Origin of the sequence: Gallaecimonas kandeliae, from assembly GCF_030450055.1 — a bacterium.
GTDB classification, from domain to species: Bacteria; Pseudomonadota; Gammaproteobacteria; order Enterobacterales; family Gallaecimonadaceae; genus Gallaecimonas; species Gallaecimonas kandeliae.
The window spans coordinates 516,075-531,596 of sequence record NZ_CP118480.1; the positions used below are offsets into that span (position 1 = coordinate 516,075).

At 62.0% G+C, this 15,522-nt stretch carries 17 protein-coding genes; 6 read left to right on the forward strand and 11 right to left on the reverse strand.

Annotation, left to right across the window (positions count from 1 at the left end; translation table 11 throughout):
• Positions 1-40 precede the first annotated feature (40 nt).
• On the forward strand, positions 41-982 hold the full coding sequence (gene mdh, locus PVT67_RS02420; protein WP_301497450.1) for a malate dehydrogenase: 942 nt from the start codon (positions 41-43) through the stop codon (positions 980-982).
• 46 nt (positions 983-1,028) lie between these two features.
• On the opposite strand, the gene PVT67_RS02425 is transcribed toward mdh, so the two are convergent.
• The 3 genes from PVT67_RS02425 to ispB all read right to left on the reverse strand — a co-directional run bounded on the left by PVT67_RS02425 (position 1,029) and on the right by ispB (position 3,183).
• Positions 1,029-1,397 carry a VOC family protein gene (locus PVT67_RS02425; protein ID WP_301497452.1) on the reverse strand — a complete coding sequence of 123 codons (369 nt, stop codon included), beginning with the start codon at positions 1,395-1,397 and terminating at the stop codon, positions 1,029-1,031.
• Positions 1,398-1,472: 75 nt separating this feature from the next.
• Positions 1,473-2,165, reverse strand: coding sequence for a helix-turn-helix transcriptional regulator (locus tag PVT67_RS02430; protein WP_301497454.1), 693 nt, complete (start codon positions 2,163-2,165; stop codon positions 1,473-1,475).
• A gap of 49 nt (positions 2,166-2,214) precedes the next feature.
• Positions 2,215-3,183 carry an octaprenyl diphosphate synthase gene (ispB, locus tag PVT67_RS02435; RefSeq protein ID WP_301497455.1) on the reverse strand — a complete coding sequence of 323 codons (969 nt, stop codon included), beginning with the start codon at positions 3,181-3,183 and terminating at the stop codon, positions 2,215-2,217.
• Between the two features lie 235 nt (positions 3,184-3,418).
• Between ispB and rplU the strand changes: the two genes are divergently transcribed.
• From rplU to PVT67_RS02460, 5 genes are all read left to right on the forward strand, one after another.
• Positions 3,419-3,730 (forward strand): 50S ribosomal protein L21, encoded by a 312-nt coding sequence (gene rplU / locus PVT67_RS02440; protein ID WP_301497457.1) that lies wholly within the window; start codon positions 3,419-3,421, stop codon positions 3,728-3,730.
• A 15-nt stretch (positions 3,731-3,745) separates the two neighbouring features.
• Positions 3,746-4,003 carry a 50S ribosomal protein L27 gene (rpmA, locus tag PVT67_RS02445; RefSeq protein ID WP_301497459.1) on the forward strand — a complete coding sequence of 86 codons (258 nt, stop codon included), beginning with the start codon at positions 3,746-3,748 and terminating at the stop codon, positions 4,001-4,003.
• A 91-nt stretch (positions 4,004-4,094) separates the two neighbouring features.
• Entirely contained in the window at positions 4,095-5,261 is a 1,167-nt protein-coding gene (cgtA, locus tag PVT67_RS02450) for an Obg family GTPase CgtA (RefSeq protein WP_301497461.1), read from the forward strand.
• 67 nt (positions 5,262-5,328) lie between these two features.
• Positions 5,329-5,814, forward strand: a complete 486-nt coding sequence (gene folA / locus PVT67_RS02455) for a type 3 dihydrofolate reductase (protein ID WP_301497464.1) — start codon at positions 5,329-5,331, stop codon at positions 5,812-5,814.
• Positions 5,815-5,911: 97 nt separating this feature from the next.
• The gene (locus PVT67_RS02460) at positions 5,912-6,295 is read left to right on the forward strand and encodes a DUF3718 domain-containing protein (RefSeq protein ID WP_301497466.1); all 384 of its coding nucleotides are present in this window, start codon (positions 5,912-5,914) and stop codon (positions 6,293-6,295) included.
• 44 nt (positions 6,296-6,339) lie between these two features.
• On the opposite strand, the gene PVT67_RS02465 is transcribed toward PVT67_RS02460, so the two are convergent.
• The 8 genes from PVT67_RS02465 to lptD all read right to left on the reverse strand — a co-directional run bounded on the left by PVT67_RS02465 (position 6,340) and on the right by lptD (position 15,482).
• Positions 6,340-6,753, reverse strand: coding sequence for a hypothetical protein (locus tag PVT67_RS02465; RefSeq protein WP_301497469.1), 414 nt, complete (start codon positions 6,751-6,753; stop codon positions 6,340-6,342).
• Between the two features lie 56 nt (positions 6,754-6,809).
• Positions 6,810-8,813, reverse strand: coding sequence for a methyl-accepting chemotaxis protein (locus PVT67_RS02470; RefSeq protein ID WP_301497471.1), 2,004 nt, complete (start codon positions 8,811-8,813; stop codon positions 6,810-6,812).
• A 150-nt stretch (positions 8,814-8,963) separates the two neighbouring features.
• Positions 8,964-9,770: a symmetrical bis(5'-nucleosyl)-tetraphosphatase gene (locus PVT67_RS02475; protein WP_301497473.1), complete on the reverse strand. Its 807-nt coding sequence runs from the start codon at positions 9,768-9,770 to the stop codon at positions 8,964-8,966.
• Positions 9,770-10,138 carry a Co2+/Mg2+ efflux protein ApaG gene (apaG, locus tag PVT67_RS02480; RefSeq protein ID WP_301497475.1) on the reverse strand — a complete coding sequence of 123 codons (369 nt, stop codon included), beginning with the start codon at positions 10,136-10,138 and terminating at the stop codon, positions 9,770-9,772. Before apaG ends, PVT67_RS02475 begins: the two co-directional genes overlap by 1 nt.
• 2 nt (positions 10,139-10,140) lie before the next feature.
• Complete coding sequence (rsmA, locus tag PVT67_RS02485) at positions 10,141-10,941, reverse strand: 16S rRNA (adenine(1518)-N(6)/adenine(1519)-N(6))-dimethyltransferase RsmA (protein WP_301497477.1); 801 nt, start codon at positions 10,939-10,941, stop codon at positions 10,141-10,143.
• Positions 10,942-10,945: 4 nt separating this feature from the next.
• Entirely contained in the window at positions 10,946-11,923 is a 978-nt protein-coding gene (pdxA, locus tag PVT67_RS02490) for a 4-hydroxythreonine-4-phosphate dehydrogenase PdxA (protein WP_301497479.1), read from the reverse strand.
• A complete protein-coding gene (gene surA / locus PVT67_RS02495; RefSeq protein WP_336407795.1) occupies positions 11,920-13,218 on the reverse strand; it encodes a peptidylprolyl isomerase SurA in 1,299 nt (432 codons plus the stop codon). Before surA ends, pdxA begins: the two co-directional genes overlap by 4 nt.
• Before the next feature lie 5 nt (positions 13,219-13,223).
• Positions 13,224-15,482, reverse strand: coding sequence for an LPS assembly protein LptD (gene lptD, locus PVT67_RS02500; protein ID WP_301497482.1), 2,259 nt, complete (start codon positions 15,480-15,482; stop codon positions 13,224-13,226).
• Positions 15,483-15,522: the final 40 nt, after the last annotated feature.

The window sequence follows — 15,522 nt, forward strand, 5'->3', positions numbered from 1 at the left end:
GCGCACACCTGAACAGGTCAGACAATAGGGAGAAAATGCGATGAAAGTTGCCGTTCTTGGCGCCGCCGGTGGTATCGGTCAGGCTCTGTCTCTGCTGCTTAAAACCCAGCTGCCCGCCGGTTCCGAACTGGCCCTCTATGACGTTGCCCCGGTTGTTCCCGGTGTTGCCGTTGATCTGAGCCACATCCCCACCGCCGTCAAGGTAGCTGGTTTCGGTCAAGACAAGCTGGCCGAAGCCCTGACCGGTGCCGACGTTGTGTTGATCCCCGCCGGCGTGCCCCGCAAGCCCGGCATGGACCGTTCCGACCTCTTCAACGTCAACGCCGGCATAGTGCGCGCCCTGGTGGAAGCCATCGCCGACAACTGCCCCAAGGCGCTGATCGGTATCATCACCAACCCCGTCAACACCACTGTGGCCATCGCCGCAGAAGTGCTGAAGGCCAAAGGCGTTTACGACAAGGCCCGCCTGTTCGGCGTGACCACCCTGGACGTGATCCGCGCCGAGACCTTCATCGGTGAAGCCATGGGCAAAAACCCCGCCGACGTACAGATCAACGTCATCGGCGGCCACTCCGGCGTGACCATTCTGCCGCTGCTGTCCCAGGTCGAAGGCCTGAAGCTGTCTGACGACGAAATCGCCGCCATGACCAAGCGTATCCAGAACGCCGGCACCGAAGTGGTTGAAGCCAAGGCCGGTGGCGGCTCCGCCACCCTGTCCATGGGCCAGGCTGCCGCCCGTTTCGGCCTGTCCCTGATCCGTGGCCTGAACGGCGAAGCCAACGTCATCGAGTGCGCCTACGTTGACGGCGGCTCCGAGCACGCCCGCTTCTTCGCCCAACCTATCCGCCTGGGCAAGAACGGCGTCGAAGAAGTGCTGGGCTACGGCGAGATCTCTGCCTTCGAGCAGGCCGCCCTGGACGGCATGCTGCCCACCCTGAAGGGCGACATCGCCCTGGGTGAGGAGTTCGTGAACGGCAAATAAGGCCGGCACGAAACGAAAAAGGGAGCCTTAAGGCTCCCTTTTTTATTCACGCTTCCAAGTGGTAGGCGCGGATGCGGTTGCCGTCGGGGTCGGCCGCCACCAGGGTGTAGCCAAAATCCATAGCCTCCGGTGTCTGCAGTATCTCCAGGCCCAGGTTGGTCCAGTCCTGGTAGAGATTGTCCACCTCGTGACGAGAGTCCAGGGGGATGCCGAGTTCGCCGCTGCCCTGGGGCGCCGTGACGACCGGAGCCACCTGGTCCTGGCGCCAGAGGCCGAGCTTGAGCCCTGACTCCCAGACGAAGAGGGCAAAGGTCTCCGACTGTTCTACGGGTTGCCTGCCCAGCAGTTGCTGGTAGAAGCGGGATGAGCCTATGGGATCGGCGACGTAGAGCATGACGATACCGGGGTTGAGCATGGGGTTCTCCTTGGTTTGCCTTTGGCCAGGCTTGGCCACGACAAGGAGATTAGGGCAGGGCACTGACAGTTTCTGTCAGTAGCCTTGTGGGGGCTGTCCATGGACCTGGCGCCACTGGTGCATCAGCTGGCGGCGGCCGGGGTAGGGCTCTGCCAGGAGTTCTATGGCCAGCAACCGGTCGGTGCGGAAATGGCGGAAGGCCTGGCGGCTCTCGCACCAGGCGGCGACTATCCTGACCTGCTCGAAAAAGCCGATGGCGATGGGCCAGATCAGCCGTTGGCTCTCCTGGCCCTGCTGGTCCTGGTAGCGGATCCGCAGTTTGCGCTCCCGGCGTATGGCTTCGCGGATCTGGGCCACGTCCACCTGGCAGGGCAGAGGAGCCCTTGGGGCCGCCACCAGCAAGGGGGCGCCGGCCAGGTAGTCCTGGAGCTTCTGGGGCAACACCGCCTCTATCTTGGCGGTGAGGTGGCGGGCGGCTTCGGCCAGGTCGTTGTCGCCATGGCGGGCTACCCAGCGGGTGCCCAGCATCAGGGCCTCTATCTCCTCTTCGGCCAGCATCAGGGGCGGCAACTGGTAGCCTGGCTTGAGCACATAGCCAAGGCCGGCTTCACCCCGGATGTCGGCGCCCTGGGCCTGGAGGCTGGCGATATCGCGGTAGAGGGTGCGCAGGCTGATGCCAAGGGTGGTGGCCAGGGCCTGGCCGCTGACGGGGAAACGGTGCAGGCGCAGCTGCTGCATCAGCTGCAGGAGGCGTTCGGCTCTGGACATCGGCTCCTCCTGAGAAAAGGCCCGGTTTGACCGGGCCTTGTATCCTTTCTTAGCTCTTGCGCTCGACCGCCACGTGGGCCAGGCCGATCAGGGCTTCCTTGTAGGGGCTGTCCGGCACTTCGGCCAGGGCCGCTATGGCCTTGTCGGCCTCTTCCAGGGCGCGCTGGTAGGTGTAGTCCAGGGAGCCCAGGCGATGCATGGTGGCCAGCACCGTCTCCAGCTTGTCGCGGCCGTCCCCTTGCTCTATGGCTTGGCGGATCAGGGCCGCTTCTTCCGGGTTGCCGTTATGCATGGCGTGCAGCAGCGGCAGGGTGGGCTTGCCTTCGGCGAGATCGTCCCCGAGGTTCTTGCCCAGTTCCTCGGCGTCCGCCTCGTAATCGAGGAGATCGTCGATGAGCTGGAAGGCGGTGCCCAGGTACATGCCGTAGTCGGTCATGGCCTTTTCCAGCTCTGGCCGGCCGGCGATGGTGGCGGACAGACCTGTGGCTGCCTCGAAGAGCTTGGCGGTCTTGCAGTAGATGACCTTGAAGTAGCGTTCTTCGGTGGTGTCGGGGTCGTTGCAGTTCATCAGCTGCATCACTTCCCCTTCGGCGATGACGTTGGTGGCGTCCGCCAGCACCCGCATCACCTTCATGGAGTCCAGATCCACCATCAACTGGAAGGCGCGGCTGTAGAGGAAGTCCCCCACCAGCACCGACGCCTGGTTGCCGAACAGGGCATTGGCGGTTTCACGGCCGCGGCGCAGGGTGGACTCGTCCACCACGTCGTCGTGCAGCAGGGTGGAGGTGTGGATGAACTCCACCAGGGTGGCCAGGCGTACATGCTTGTCGCCCTCATAGCCCAGGGCGCGGGCTGCCAGCACCGTCAGCATGGGGCGCAGCCGCTTGCCGCCGGCGCTGATGATATAGAAGCCGAGCTGGTTGATGAGGGCCACGTCGGAAGCGAGCTGCTGCTGGATGGTCTCGTTGACCGAGTCCATGTCAGTGGCGCAGAGTTGGCGTATTTGGGCGAGATCCATATAAAAAGATGGTGGCCGCCAGGCCCTTGTCTTGTGTGTCTGGTGCCGCCGATCTTACACTAAAAGCCCTGGCCCGGGACATAGTCACAATGGGTTCAGGCTTTTGCGCAATTTTTCTACTTTTTATGGATGATCGGGTTGCTGTGCCTGGTCCTTTTCATTAGAATACGCGCCCTATTGTCAGGTTTATTGCGCACCCGCCTCAGGCCGGTGCGGAGAATAACGGAGAAAAACCATGTACGCGGTTATCCTAAGTGGCGGTAAGCAACACCGTGTAGCTGAAGGCGAAGTCGTTCGTCTGGAGAAGCTGGATCTGGAAGCCGGTGCCGTTGTCGAGTTCGACAAGGTGCTGATGGTCGCCACTGGCGACGACGTCAAAGTAGGTGCCCCCTACGTTGACGGCGGCAAAGTTGTTGCTGAGGTAGTTGCTCACGGCCGTGGCGACAAGGTGAAGATCGTCAAGTTCCGTCGCCGTAAGCACCATCGTAAGCAGATGGGCCACCGTCAGTGGTTCACCGAAGTCAAAATCACTGGCATCAGCGCCTGATAAGGAGAAGTATCCATGGCACACAAAAAGGCAGCCGGTTCTACTCGTAACGGCCGTGATTCCGAAAGCAAACGCCTGGGTGTAAAGCGCTACGGTGGTGAGTCTGTCCTGGCTGGCAACATCATCGTCCGTCAACGCGGCACCAAATTCCACGCTGGTGACAACGTGGGCATCGGTAAGGACCACACCCTGTTCGCCACTGCCGAAGGCAAGGTGAAGTTCGAGGTGAAAGGCCCGAAAAACCGCAAGTACGTCAGCATCATCACTGAGTAAGCTGAAGCCGTACTTGAAAGCCCCGCCCAGCGCGGGGTTTTTTATTGCAGAGCCGTCCTATGCTTAAACCTCAGGCAGGAGAAAAGTCGCAATGAAGTTCGTAGATGAAGCCTTGGTCCGCGTCGAAGCGGGGGACGGCGGCAACGGTGTCGTCGGTTTTCGTCGTGAGAAGTTTATCCCCAATGGCGGCCCTGACGGTGGTGACGGCGGCGACGGCGGCGATGTCTACATAGAGGCGGACGAAAACCTCAATACCTTGATCGACTACCGTTTCGAGCGCTTCTACAAGGCCGAGCGTGGTGAGAACGGCGGTGCCAAGAACTGTACCGGTAAGCGTGGCCAGGATCTGGTGCTGCGCGTGCCTGTGGGTACCCGCGCCAGCGATGACGACACCGGCGAACTGGTGGGTGAAGTCACCAAGCACGGCCAGCGCCTGATGGTGGCCAAAGGTGGATTCCACGGCCTTGGCAACACCCGCTTCAAGTCCTCGGTCAACAGGGCACCGCGCCAGCGTACCCTGGGTACCAAGGGTGAAGTACGCAACCTGATGCTGGAACTGTTGCTGCTGGCGGACGTGGGCCTGTTGGGCCTGCCCAATGCCGGTAAATCCAGCTTCATCCGCGCCGTGTCCAAGGCCAAGCCCAAGGTTGCCGACTACCCCTTCACCACCCTGGTTCCCAACCTGGGCGTGGTCAACCCCTTCCCGGGCAAGAGCTTCGTCATTGCCGACATCCCCGGCCTCATCGAAGGAGCGGCGGAAGGAGCCGGCCTCGGCTTCCAGTTCCTGCGCCACCTGGAACGCTGCCGTATCCTGCTGCACGTCATAGACGTCAACCCCTTCGACGGCTCGGATCCGGTCGAGAACGCCCTGGTGATCATCGACGAGTTGGACAAGTACTCGCCCAAGGTGGCGGCCAAGCCCCGCTGGCTGGTGTTCAACAAGTGCGACCTGCTGGAAGAGGATGAACTGCAAGAGCGTATCGAGGAGATCATGGAGGCCCTGGATTTTGAAGGCCCCCACTTCCAGATCTGCGCCGTGCTGGGCGAGGGTACCGAAGAGGTCGCCCGCGAGCTGATGACCTTCATCGACAGCCTGCCGCCGGAAGAAGAGAAGGCCGAAGACAAGGTCAATGTCGACTTCAAGTGGGACGACTACCACCTGAAGGCGGTCGCCGAGCATGAGTCCGATGACGATGACCTGGACGACGATGATTGGGATGACGACGACTACGATGTCGAAGTGATCTACGAGCGTTAACGCCAAAGCCGTGCCCTGGGGCACGGCTTTTTGTTAAGCTCGCCTTTTTCCTGCCGGGAACCTCAAGATGATACTGTCCCTGGTGGCCGCCATGGCCAACAACAGGGTGATAGGGCGCGACAACGACATGCCCTGGCACCTGCCCGCCGACCTCAAGCACTTCAAGGCCGTGACCCTGGGCAAGCCGGTGGTGATGGGGCGCAGGACCTTCGAAAGCATAGGGCGCCCCCTGCCGGGACGGCGTAACCTGGTGATCTCCCGTCAGTCAGATTTCAGGCCTGAAGGGGTCGAGGTCTTCGCCTGCCTGGATGAAGCCCTCGCCGCCGTCGCCGAGGTGGAGGAAGTGATGGTGATTGGCGGAGGGCAGATCTACCAACAGGCCCTGCCCCGGGCCAAACGCCTCTATCTGACCTTCATCGATGCCGACATCGAGGGCGATACCCGCTTCCCGGATTGGGAAGGTGAAAATACTTGGCGCAAAATTCAAGAAAGTGAGTTTTTGGCCGATCTACATAATGAGCACAATTTGACCTTTGTCACCTTTGAGCGTTGAGATCCAGGCATTTCACCGGATCCCGATTGAGGGGCAATGCCTAAATTGTTAGCATTTAAGTGCTGTCCTTGCTTGCCTGTTAGGAGTGGTTGACGTAATGAAAGTATTGAAAATGGGTGCTGTAGCGCTGTTGTTGGCGTTTACCTATCATCCCACCCCCGCCAGCGCCAATGCTGAACAATTGGTTGCCAGTATTTGCGACTACGTCGCTGCCAACGACAAGAACCGTCTGCGTTCCAAGCTGTCCGACTCCGGTATCCGCTTGCGCAACATCTATGACGGTATCAAGTGCAATGGCATGAGCCTGCTGCGTTTCGCCCTGACCTCAGGTGCCGACGACACCGGCGAATTCATCGCCAAGCAGCTGTCCGGCTCTTCCCTGAACGCCCCCGAGGCTGATGGCAAGACCATCGTCGCCTGGGCCGATGCCAACGGCTTCGGTGGCAGCGCCACCATCGCCGCCGTGAAAGAGCGCCTCTAAGAAGCTCTTGCCAAGGCAAAACCCTGCCCAGGAGGCAGGGTTTTTTATTGCTGTTTGTCGGCCAGCTGCCAGCCCTCTTTACCTTTCTCCAGCAATAGGTGCTGCTGGCGTTGGCGCCGCTCTCCCTTACGGAAGAGCCCGTATTCCATCTTCAGGGACATGGCGGCCAGGCTGGAGCCGAAACGGGCAAAGAGGTCCGGTGCCAGGCCTGCGCCGAGGTCGTGGGCCGCCTCGGGAAAGTCCTTGGTGAAGACGATGTCGTAGGCCAGGGCCACTTCCAGCCTGTCTTTATCCAGAAGCCTGGAGTCGAGCAGCCGAACCTTGTCTGTCCTGAGGAAGGCATCTTTGCCGACGGCGCCTTCGGCCAAGGCGGCGGCCCTTTCCAGCTCCGTTTGGCTTGGGCCTGAGGGGCTGCAGGCGGCCAGGAACAGCAGGGTGGCCAGCCAGAACTTCTTCATGTTTTTTCCTCAAAAAAAAAGCGCGGCCCCTGGCCGCGCTTGCTTTTTCCTTATCCTCAGATGCGGAAACGGCGGATGGAGTTGCGCAGATCTTCGGAAAGCCTGGCCACTTCTTCGCTGGAGACGGCAGTCTGCTCGGCACCCTGGGCGGTTTCCTCGGCGATGTTGACGATGGAGGACAGCTTTTCGCTGATCTCCTGGGCCACTATGCCTTGCTCCTGGGCTGCCTGGGCGATGTGCTCGCTCTTGTCACGGGCCTCGTGTACGGCTTCGGTGATGTGGGTCAGGGCCACGTCGGACTCCATGGACTTGGACACGCAGCTCTCGGCCTGGAACTTGCCTTGCTCCATTGCGGCTACGGCCTGCTCGGCACCCTGCTGCAGGGCTTCGATCATGGCCTGGATCTCCTGGGTGGACTGCTGGGTGCGGGACGCCAAGGTCCTGACCTCGTCGGCCACCACGGCGAAGCCGCGGCCCTGTTCGCCGGCCCTGGCCGCCTCTATGGCGGCGTTAAGGGCCAACAGGTTGGTCTGTTCGGCGATGCCGCGGATCACGTCCAGGATGGAGCCGATGTTGGCGCTGTCCTGGTGCAGCTTGTTGATGACCTGGGATGCGGCCTCGACTTCGGCGGCCAGCATCTGGATGGTGCTCTTGGTGTCGGCGGACAGCTGGCGGACCCGATCGGCTTCGCTCTCGGCGCGCAGCACAGAGGACAGGGTGTCTGCGGCGCTGTGGGTGACCTGATCGGCGCTGGCGGACATCTGGGTGGTGGCGGTAGCCACCTGATCCACCTGGCCCTTCTGCTGCTGGATGGCAACCTTGGTCTGGGCAGTGATGGCAGAGGTTTCCTCGGCGCTGGCGGCCAGCTGGGTGGAGCCCTGGGAGATGCCGTCGATGAGGTTACGCAGGGAGTCGATCAGGCTGTTGGTGTTGCGGGCCAGGGTGCCGAATTCGTCTGTGGCACTGTCCTCCAGGCGGCGACTGAGATCGCCCGAGGCCAATACTTTGAGCATCTCGTTGACCTTGTCCAGGGGTTTGGTGATGGAACGCACCACGTAGATGCTGATCAGCACGGCGGCAACCAAGCAGGCCAGCATCACCAGGCCGGTGAAGGTGTTGGCGGTGGTGACGGCGCCGTCGATGTCGCTCTTGGTGTCGTCGGCGATCTGCTTGGAAGCCTTCTGCAGCTTGGCCAGGGAGCCGCGCAGGCCTTCCAGGTTGATCTGCTCTTCCATCAGGGCGCCGGCGGCCTTCTGGTTCTCGCCCAGTTTGGCCTTGAGCTGGTCGATGATACCGCTGCCGGAGCCGGTGATGGCCTGGCGCAGGGTGGCAACCTTGTCCTTCAGGGACTTGATGTACTTGTCGTCTTCACCCTTGGCCTTGGCGATGGTGGCCAGGTTGGCGTCGATATCCCCCAGGGCGAACTTGATCTCACCGGCGATGGTGTCGGCCTTGGTGTCGTCAGTCACCTTGGTGAATTCGATGATGCTGGTGGACAGGGAAAGGAACATGTTTTCCAGCTTGTTGGCAGTCGCGGTGGTGCCGCTGTCCAGGCCGGAATCGATGAGATCCAAAATGGTGCTGCTGGCATCGTCAGAAGTGTCGGCCACGTCGGACTGCTGCTTCTTTATCTGGTCGCGCAGCTTGAGGCTGGCCAGCTTGGCGGTGAAGAGGCGTTGCTGAGCCCCTTGCAGGGCACTGAAGCTGCCTTCCACGTCCTTGCTGGTGGCCACCAGGGATGTCTCGTCCTTGATCAGCTGCTTGAAGCTGGTCAGGGACTTCTGGAGACTGCCGGCGGTCGTCTCAGCTTTTTCCTGGAAGCCTTGGATCTCCTTGATCTCCTGGCTGTGGTAGGCCTTGAGGCCCAGCTCGCTGAGAACGGCGCTGCTCTGCTGCAGCTGGCCGACATCGATCACCGAGCCCACTGCCAGCGAGGTGGCCCGCTGGACGCTTTTCTGGACATTGGTAAAGCCAACGAAAGAACTGAAGCCGTTGACCAACAACAGCAGGGCGATAATCACAAAGCCAAAAACGATTCGCTTGGCGACAGTGAGATTCATGAAGCTTCCCTCTGACAAATGCTTGACGGCGTGGACTTATGCAAAATGCTTGCCCAAAAACATGGGTTGCCTAGTTTAATGGTGAAATCCCATCCGCGACAGTGACGCAACCCAGGTTACAGGGATCTATCGACAAAAAATTGAAATGCTTTAGGAAAGAGCAGCCTGCTGCAACAGTTCGCCGGTTTCCAGGCACCAGAGCGTCAATTTGTTGCCCCAGACGCAGCCGGTGTCCAGTGCCTTGATGTCGGAACGGGACAACTGGCCGTTGAGGGCGGCCCAGTGGCCGAAGGCCAGCTGGAAAGGTAGCTGGGGGTGGAACTGGTACCAGGGCCTGAGGCCGGCCTTGAGGCCTTCCTGGGGGGAAGACTTGCACTTGAGTTCCAGGGCGCCGTCCGGATAGCAGAAGCGCATCCGGGTCAGGGCGTTGATGATGTAGCGAAGGCGGTCCTGGCCCTGCAGCCCCGGGCTCCAACTGTTGGGCTCGTTGCCGTACATGGCTTCGAGCATCTGCTGCCAGTCTGGGCCTTGCAGGGCGGCTTCGACCTCGGTGCTGGCCGTCAGGCAATCTGCGATGCCCCAGTGGGGCGGCAGGCCGGCATGGGTGACGAGGACGCCAGGGGCCTCCAGCCAGAGCGCCAGGGGCTGGCGGCGCAGGTAGTCGACGATGGCATTGCGCTCGGGGGCGGCCAGCACGGCCTCCAGCTGGTCCCCTTTCTTGGCCTTATGGAAGCCGCAGAGCACGGCCAACAGATGCAGGTCGTGGTTGCCCAGCACCATCTTGGCGCTGCCTTCCAGGGACATGAAGAGCCGTAGCACTTCCAATGACTTGGGACCCCGGGCCACCAGGTCGCCGACGCTGTAGAGGCAGTCGCGGCCCGGCTGGAAACCGACCCTGTCCAGCAGGGCCTGCAGCTCGTCAAAGCAGCCCTGGATGTCCCCCACCACGTAGCGCACTAGTTCAGTACCTTGGGCACCGCCAGGCGGAAGACGGGAATAGGGGTCTTGGACTTGGCCCCGCTTTCTTCTTCCATCTCGTAGTGGCCTTCCATGGTACCCACCGGGGTTTCCAGCACGGCGCCTGAGGTGTAGCTGTACTGGCCGCCGGGCTGGATGGTGGGCTGTTGGCCCACCACGCCGGCGCCGGCCACCTCTGTGGTCTTGCCGTTGCCGTCCGTGATCAGCCAGTAGCGGTTGAGCAGCTTCGCCGCCTTGGTGTCCAGGTTGCGGATGGTGATGGTGTAGGCGAAGACGTACTTGTCTTCTTCCGGCAGGGATCTGTCTTCCAGGTAACGGCTGTCCACATGGATCTGAAAGCGCAGCATGGTTACTCCTCGGTCAGCTGCTCGGTCAGGGCGTCGGCCAGCTTGACGTACTGGGGCAGGCTGAGGTTTTCCGGCCTGGCATTGGGATCGACACCCAGGGCTTCCAGCTGCTCGGCTGTGAAATGGGCCTTGAAGGTGTTGCGTACCGTCTTGCGGCGCTGGTTGAAGGCCTCGGTGAGGATCTGGCTGAGGCGCTTCTCGTCCTTCACCGGATAGGGCTTGACCTTGTGGGGCACCAGCCGCACCACAGCCGAGTCCACCTTGGGGGCCGGCTTGAAGGCATGGGGCGGGACTTCCAGCACCGGGATCACCTGGCAGAAATACTGGGTCATCACCGACAGGCGGCCGTATTGCTTGCTGTTGGGGCCGGCAGCCATGCGTTCCACCACTTCCTTTTGCAGCATGAAGTGCATCTGGTCGATGCAGTCGGACCAGCGGAAGAGGTGGAACAGCAGCGGGGTGGAGATGTTGTAGGGCAGGTTGCCGAACACCTTGAAGGTCTTGCCCGGCTGATGGAGGCTGCCGAAATCGAACTTGAGGGCGTCCCCTTCGTGGACGACGATGTCGCCCCGCTGGCGCAGGCGCGCCGCCAGGTCGCGGTCCAGCTCCACTACCTGCAGCTGGCCGGCCGCTTCCAGCACCGGCTCGGTGAGGGCGCCGAGGCCGGGGCCTATCTCCACCAGCACGTCGTCGGGCTGGGGGTTGATGGCGCGGACTATGTTGCCGATCACTTCGGCGTCATTGAGGAAGTTCTGGCCGAAGCGCTTGCGGGCGCGGTGGCCCAGATGAACATTGTCAGTCATGAATTCAACGATTAGCTAGGGCTATGGCTTCGGACAGGGCCAGTCTCATGCTGCCTGCGTCTGCCTTACCGGTACCGGCCAGATCCAGGGCGGTACCATGATCCACCGAGGTCCTGATGAAGGGCAGGCCCAGGGTGATGTTGACGGACTTGCCGAAGCCCTTGTACTTGAGCACCGGCAACCCCTGATCATGATACATCGCCAGCACCGCATCAGCGTCATCCAGATACTTGGGTTGGAAGAGGGTGTCGGCGGGCAGGGGGCCTATCAGCTGGATGCCCTCTTCCCTCAGCATCTCCAGGGTCGGGGCTATGACGTCGATCTCCTCCCGGCCCAGGTGGCCGCCTTCCCCGGCATGGGGGTTGAGGCCGCAGACGTAGATGCGGGGCTTTTCCAGGCCGAACTTGCCCACCAGATCCTCGTGCAGCACCCGGATCACCTTGCTCAGGCGCTCCGGGGTGATGGCCTTGGCCACGTAGGCCAGGGGAATATGGGTGGTGACCAGGGCCACCCGCAGCCCTTCGGTGGCCAGCATCATCACCACGTCGCTGGCATTGGCCTGCTGGGCGAAGAATTCGGTGTGGCCGGAGAAGGCGATGCCGGCGCGGTTGATGATGCCCTTGTGCACGGGACCCGTCACCACGGCGGCGAAACGGCCGTCCATGTTGCCCTCGCCGGCGAAGGCCAGGGTCTCCAGCACATAGTGGGCGTTGGCTTCGCTGAGCTGGCCTGGTACCACGTCCTCGCGGACTTGGAAGGGGGCCAGGGTCAGGCTGCCTTTTTCCTGGGGCCGAGCCGGCGTCCAGGGCTCAAAGGGGCGCAGCTCTAAAGGCAGGCCCAGGCTTTTAGCCCGGGCCTTGAGGAGGTCGCCATCGGCGCAGACCACCACTTCCACCGGCCAGTCCTGCTGGGCCAGCATGACCGCCAGGTCAGGGCCTATGCCGGCCGGCTCACCTGGGGTCAGGGCAACGCGATGGATCATTTATCGTCTTCCAGCACATCGATGTAGGCCTGGTTGCGCATCTCGCGCTGCCAAGCGACCGCTTCTTCGTTGAACTTGCGGTTGAAGAGGATGCGGTAGGCCCTGTCTTCCTTGGCCTTGGCGGTGGCGTCAGTGGTGCGCTCGCCCAGCAGCTGCACTATGTGCCAGCCGAAGCTGGTCCGGAAAGGCTGGGAGATCTGGCCGTCCTTGAGGCGGGACAGGGCGTCCTTGAAGGCCGGATCGTAGATGCTGGGGTCGGCCCAGCCCAGGTCGCCGCCCTGGCTGGCTGAACCGGGATCTTCGGAGTTGGCGGTGGCCAGGTCTTCAAACTTCTTCTTGCCGTCCAGGATCTCCTGGCGCCACTGGCTCAGCTCTTCCTTGGCCTTGTCCTCGCTGAGGATGATGGAAGGCTTGATCAGGATGTGGCGGGCATGGACCTCTTTGAGCTCCACCGTCTTCTGGCCGCGGATGTCGTCGACCTTGACGATGTGGAAGCCGGCGCCGGAGCGCAGGGGCCCGATGATCTGGCCCTTGGTGGCGCCCTTGAGGGCGTCGGCGAAGAGGGTGGGCACTTCGTTGGCGTTGATCCAGCCCAGATCACCCCCTTCCAGGGCGTGGGCGCCGGAGGAGGCGATGATGGCCAGCTGGGCGAAGTCCTCGCCCTTGTTGAGGCGGGCCAGCACCTTGTCGGCCCTGTCCTTGGCGTCGGCCAACTGCTTGCTGTCGGCGTTCTGGGGCACTTCGATGAGGATGTGGCGCAGGTGCAGCTCGACGTTCTGGTTACCCTGGGCGTTGAGCTGCTTGACCATGGCGTCCACTTCCTGGGGGCTGACCTGGATGCGGCGGCCCACGGCGATGCGGCGCACTTCGCCGACCGTCAGTTCGGTGCGCACATGCTCGCGGTAGCTTTCGAAGTTGCCGCCTTCTTTCTCGATCTGGCGCTTGAGCTCTTCCACCGACATCTTCTGGTCGCCGGCGATATTGGCGATGGTCTGGTCCAACTGGGCGTCGGAGATCTGCATGCCGATGCGCTTGGCGGTCTGCATCTCCAGTTCCTGGTTGATCAGCCGGTCCAGCACCTGCTTGCGCAGCACCCGGTCGGAGGGCAGCTCCTGATGGGCCTGGAGGGCGCTGCTCTTGATGTCGCGCATCATGTCGTCGACGTCGGACTGGAGTATCACCCCTTGGTCCACGATCACGGCTACCTTGTCCAGCAGCTCGGGTTTGGCCTGGGCCTGGCCCATCATCAAGAGGCCGCCAGCCATGGCGGCAAGGAGTTTCACGTGCATTCTCATCGTTTTTAGTAACTCAGGTTATAGGGCTCACGATAGCTGAAAAGCCCTTTGCTTAATAGTTTGTCGCCGCTGCTGCCGCCCCCGCCCAGGCCCTTGAAGATAAACTCCAGGCTGATGCTGTTATCGAAGGTGGACTGGCCCGTGAATTCGGGGCCGTCCGACAGTATGGGGTTGAGCCGGCGCCTGACCGTCATCCTGACGGCAAAGCAACAGGCCTCGTACTCGAAACCGGCGTAGGTTTCCTCGGTCCTGTGCAGCCGCAGATCCTCATAGTGCGAGGCAAAGACCTGCCACTGCTCATCCAGCTTCCAGGAGCCGCTGATGCCGGCCTGGTCGATGTTCTCGTTATCGGTGATGTCGCGCACGTAACGGTGGGTGAACTGCAACAGCTTATCGTCACTGACCCTGTAATCCACCGTTAAGTTCCCACGGCGGGTCTGGCCGCTGTCGGTATCGAACAGCATTGAGCCGGAAATCCCCCAGCTGCGGTCGATGCGCAGGTCCAGTTCACCGGCCAGGGCCGAGGTGGAGCGGCTGACCTGGCCAGTGGTGTTGTCCAGGCCGACTTCCGAGTCCTGCAGGTAGAGGACTTCGCCGAGGGAGGCCCGCAGCCGTTCCTCGTTGTGCTGGTCGAAGAGGCGGCTGGTGACACCCAGGGTGACCTGGTTGGCGTCCGTGATCCTGTCCAGCCCCGAGTAGCGGCGGTTGCGGAACAGGGCGTGGTAGTCCTCACGGAGCAGGCTGGTGTCGTAGAGGCCGATCTTGCTCTGATCTTCCTTGGGAATGAAGAGGTACTGGAACTGGGGCTCCAGGGTCTGGCGGTAGTTGCGCCCGTCCAGTTTCATGTCCCGCTCGAAGTTGAGCTGGCCGTAGATCCGCAGCTGGGGCAGTGTCCGGGAGACGCTGTCGGCCAACTGGCCGCTGTTGTCGTGCTGCTGGTAGAAGGTCTGGTAGAGCTTGAGTTCCGTGGTCAGGCTGCCGGAGGGGCTTTCCAGGGGGAAGGCCAGGGTCGGCTCTATGTGCAGGCGCTCGGCCGTGGGCTTGGTCGGGTCCTGGTTGTCGAAGGCGGTCAGTTCGGAATAGAAATTGAAATCCAGCCCTTCCCAGAAATCCTTGTCCTCCCTGGACAAGGTCAGGCGCGGCATGGCCTGGTAGGGGTCGGGGTAGGCGCCCAGCACCTCGAAGTTCTTGACCTCGGCGGTGAAGTTCCAGTCGTCAGACAGGTAGGCGATGGCGCCGCTGCGCACTATCTGGGTATCGGTGGAGGAACCCCGGTTGGAGTTGAGATCCACGAAATAGGCGTCGTCGCTGACGGTGGTGTAGTTGGCGTTGTAGCGCCAGTGGTCGCTGAAGCGGCCGTTGTGCTGCCAGTTGAAGAGGTAGCGCTTGCTGTTGTCGCCGTTGAACTTCTTGTCGTTGGGCAGGTATTCGAGGTTGAGCTCGCCCCTGTCTTCGCCATAGAGGTAGCGGAACTCGGTATTGAGCTGGGTACCGCGCTCCGACATGTAACGGGGTGTGAGGGTCAGATCCAGGTTGGGGGCTATGTTCCAGTAGATGGGTTGGGCATATTCCAGGCCGCGCTTGTCGCTGGTCCCCAGGGTCGGGTAGAGCAGGCCGCTCTTACGCTCGTTGTTGATCGGGAAGCTCAGGTAGGGGAAATAGAAAACGGGTACCCCGAAGAGCCTGAACTTGGCGCCCTTGGCACTGCCCCAGCCCTCGTTGGGGTCGGCCTCTATCTTGTCTGCGTCCAGCTGCCAGGCGGGGTTGTCCGCCGGGCAGGTGGTGAAGCTGCCGCCTTCGAGGGTGAAACCCTTCTCCTTGGACAACGACATGCGCTTGGCCTTGCCATGGGCGTTGGTGCCGAGGATCTGGTACTGGACGGTGTCCAGCTTGGCGCTGTCGTCGTCGGAGTGGGCTTCCAGGGTGTGGCTGGACAGGCGCAGCTGACCGTCCTGGAAGCTGACTTGGCCCTTGGCCCTGAGTTGGCCCTTGCTACGATCTACTTCCGCCTGATCGGCGGTGACGAGGCGATCGCCCTGGCGCAGCTTTACGTCCCCTTCCAGGGTGGCGTGCTGCTGGCCGTCGAGGGTGGCCTTCTTGGCGGAAGCCTCGATGGCCTCCTGGCTCAGGGGTTTGCCACTGGCCTGTTCTTGGGCCTTGGGCGGGGGAGGGGGGCAGCTACTGCCTGTTCCTTCTGCGGCCAGGGCCTGACTGACGCTGGCGGCTACGGCTGATATCAGCAACCAATGGCGGACTTTGGTCACGCTCCTTCCCATGTCGCTCTCGCTCTGTTGGCCCTCTCGG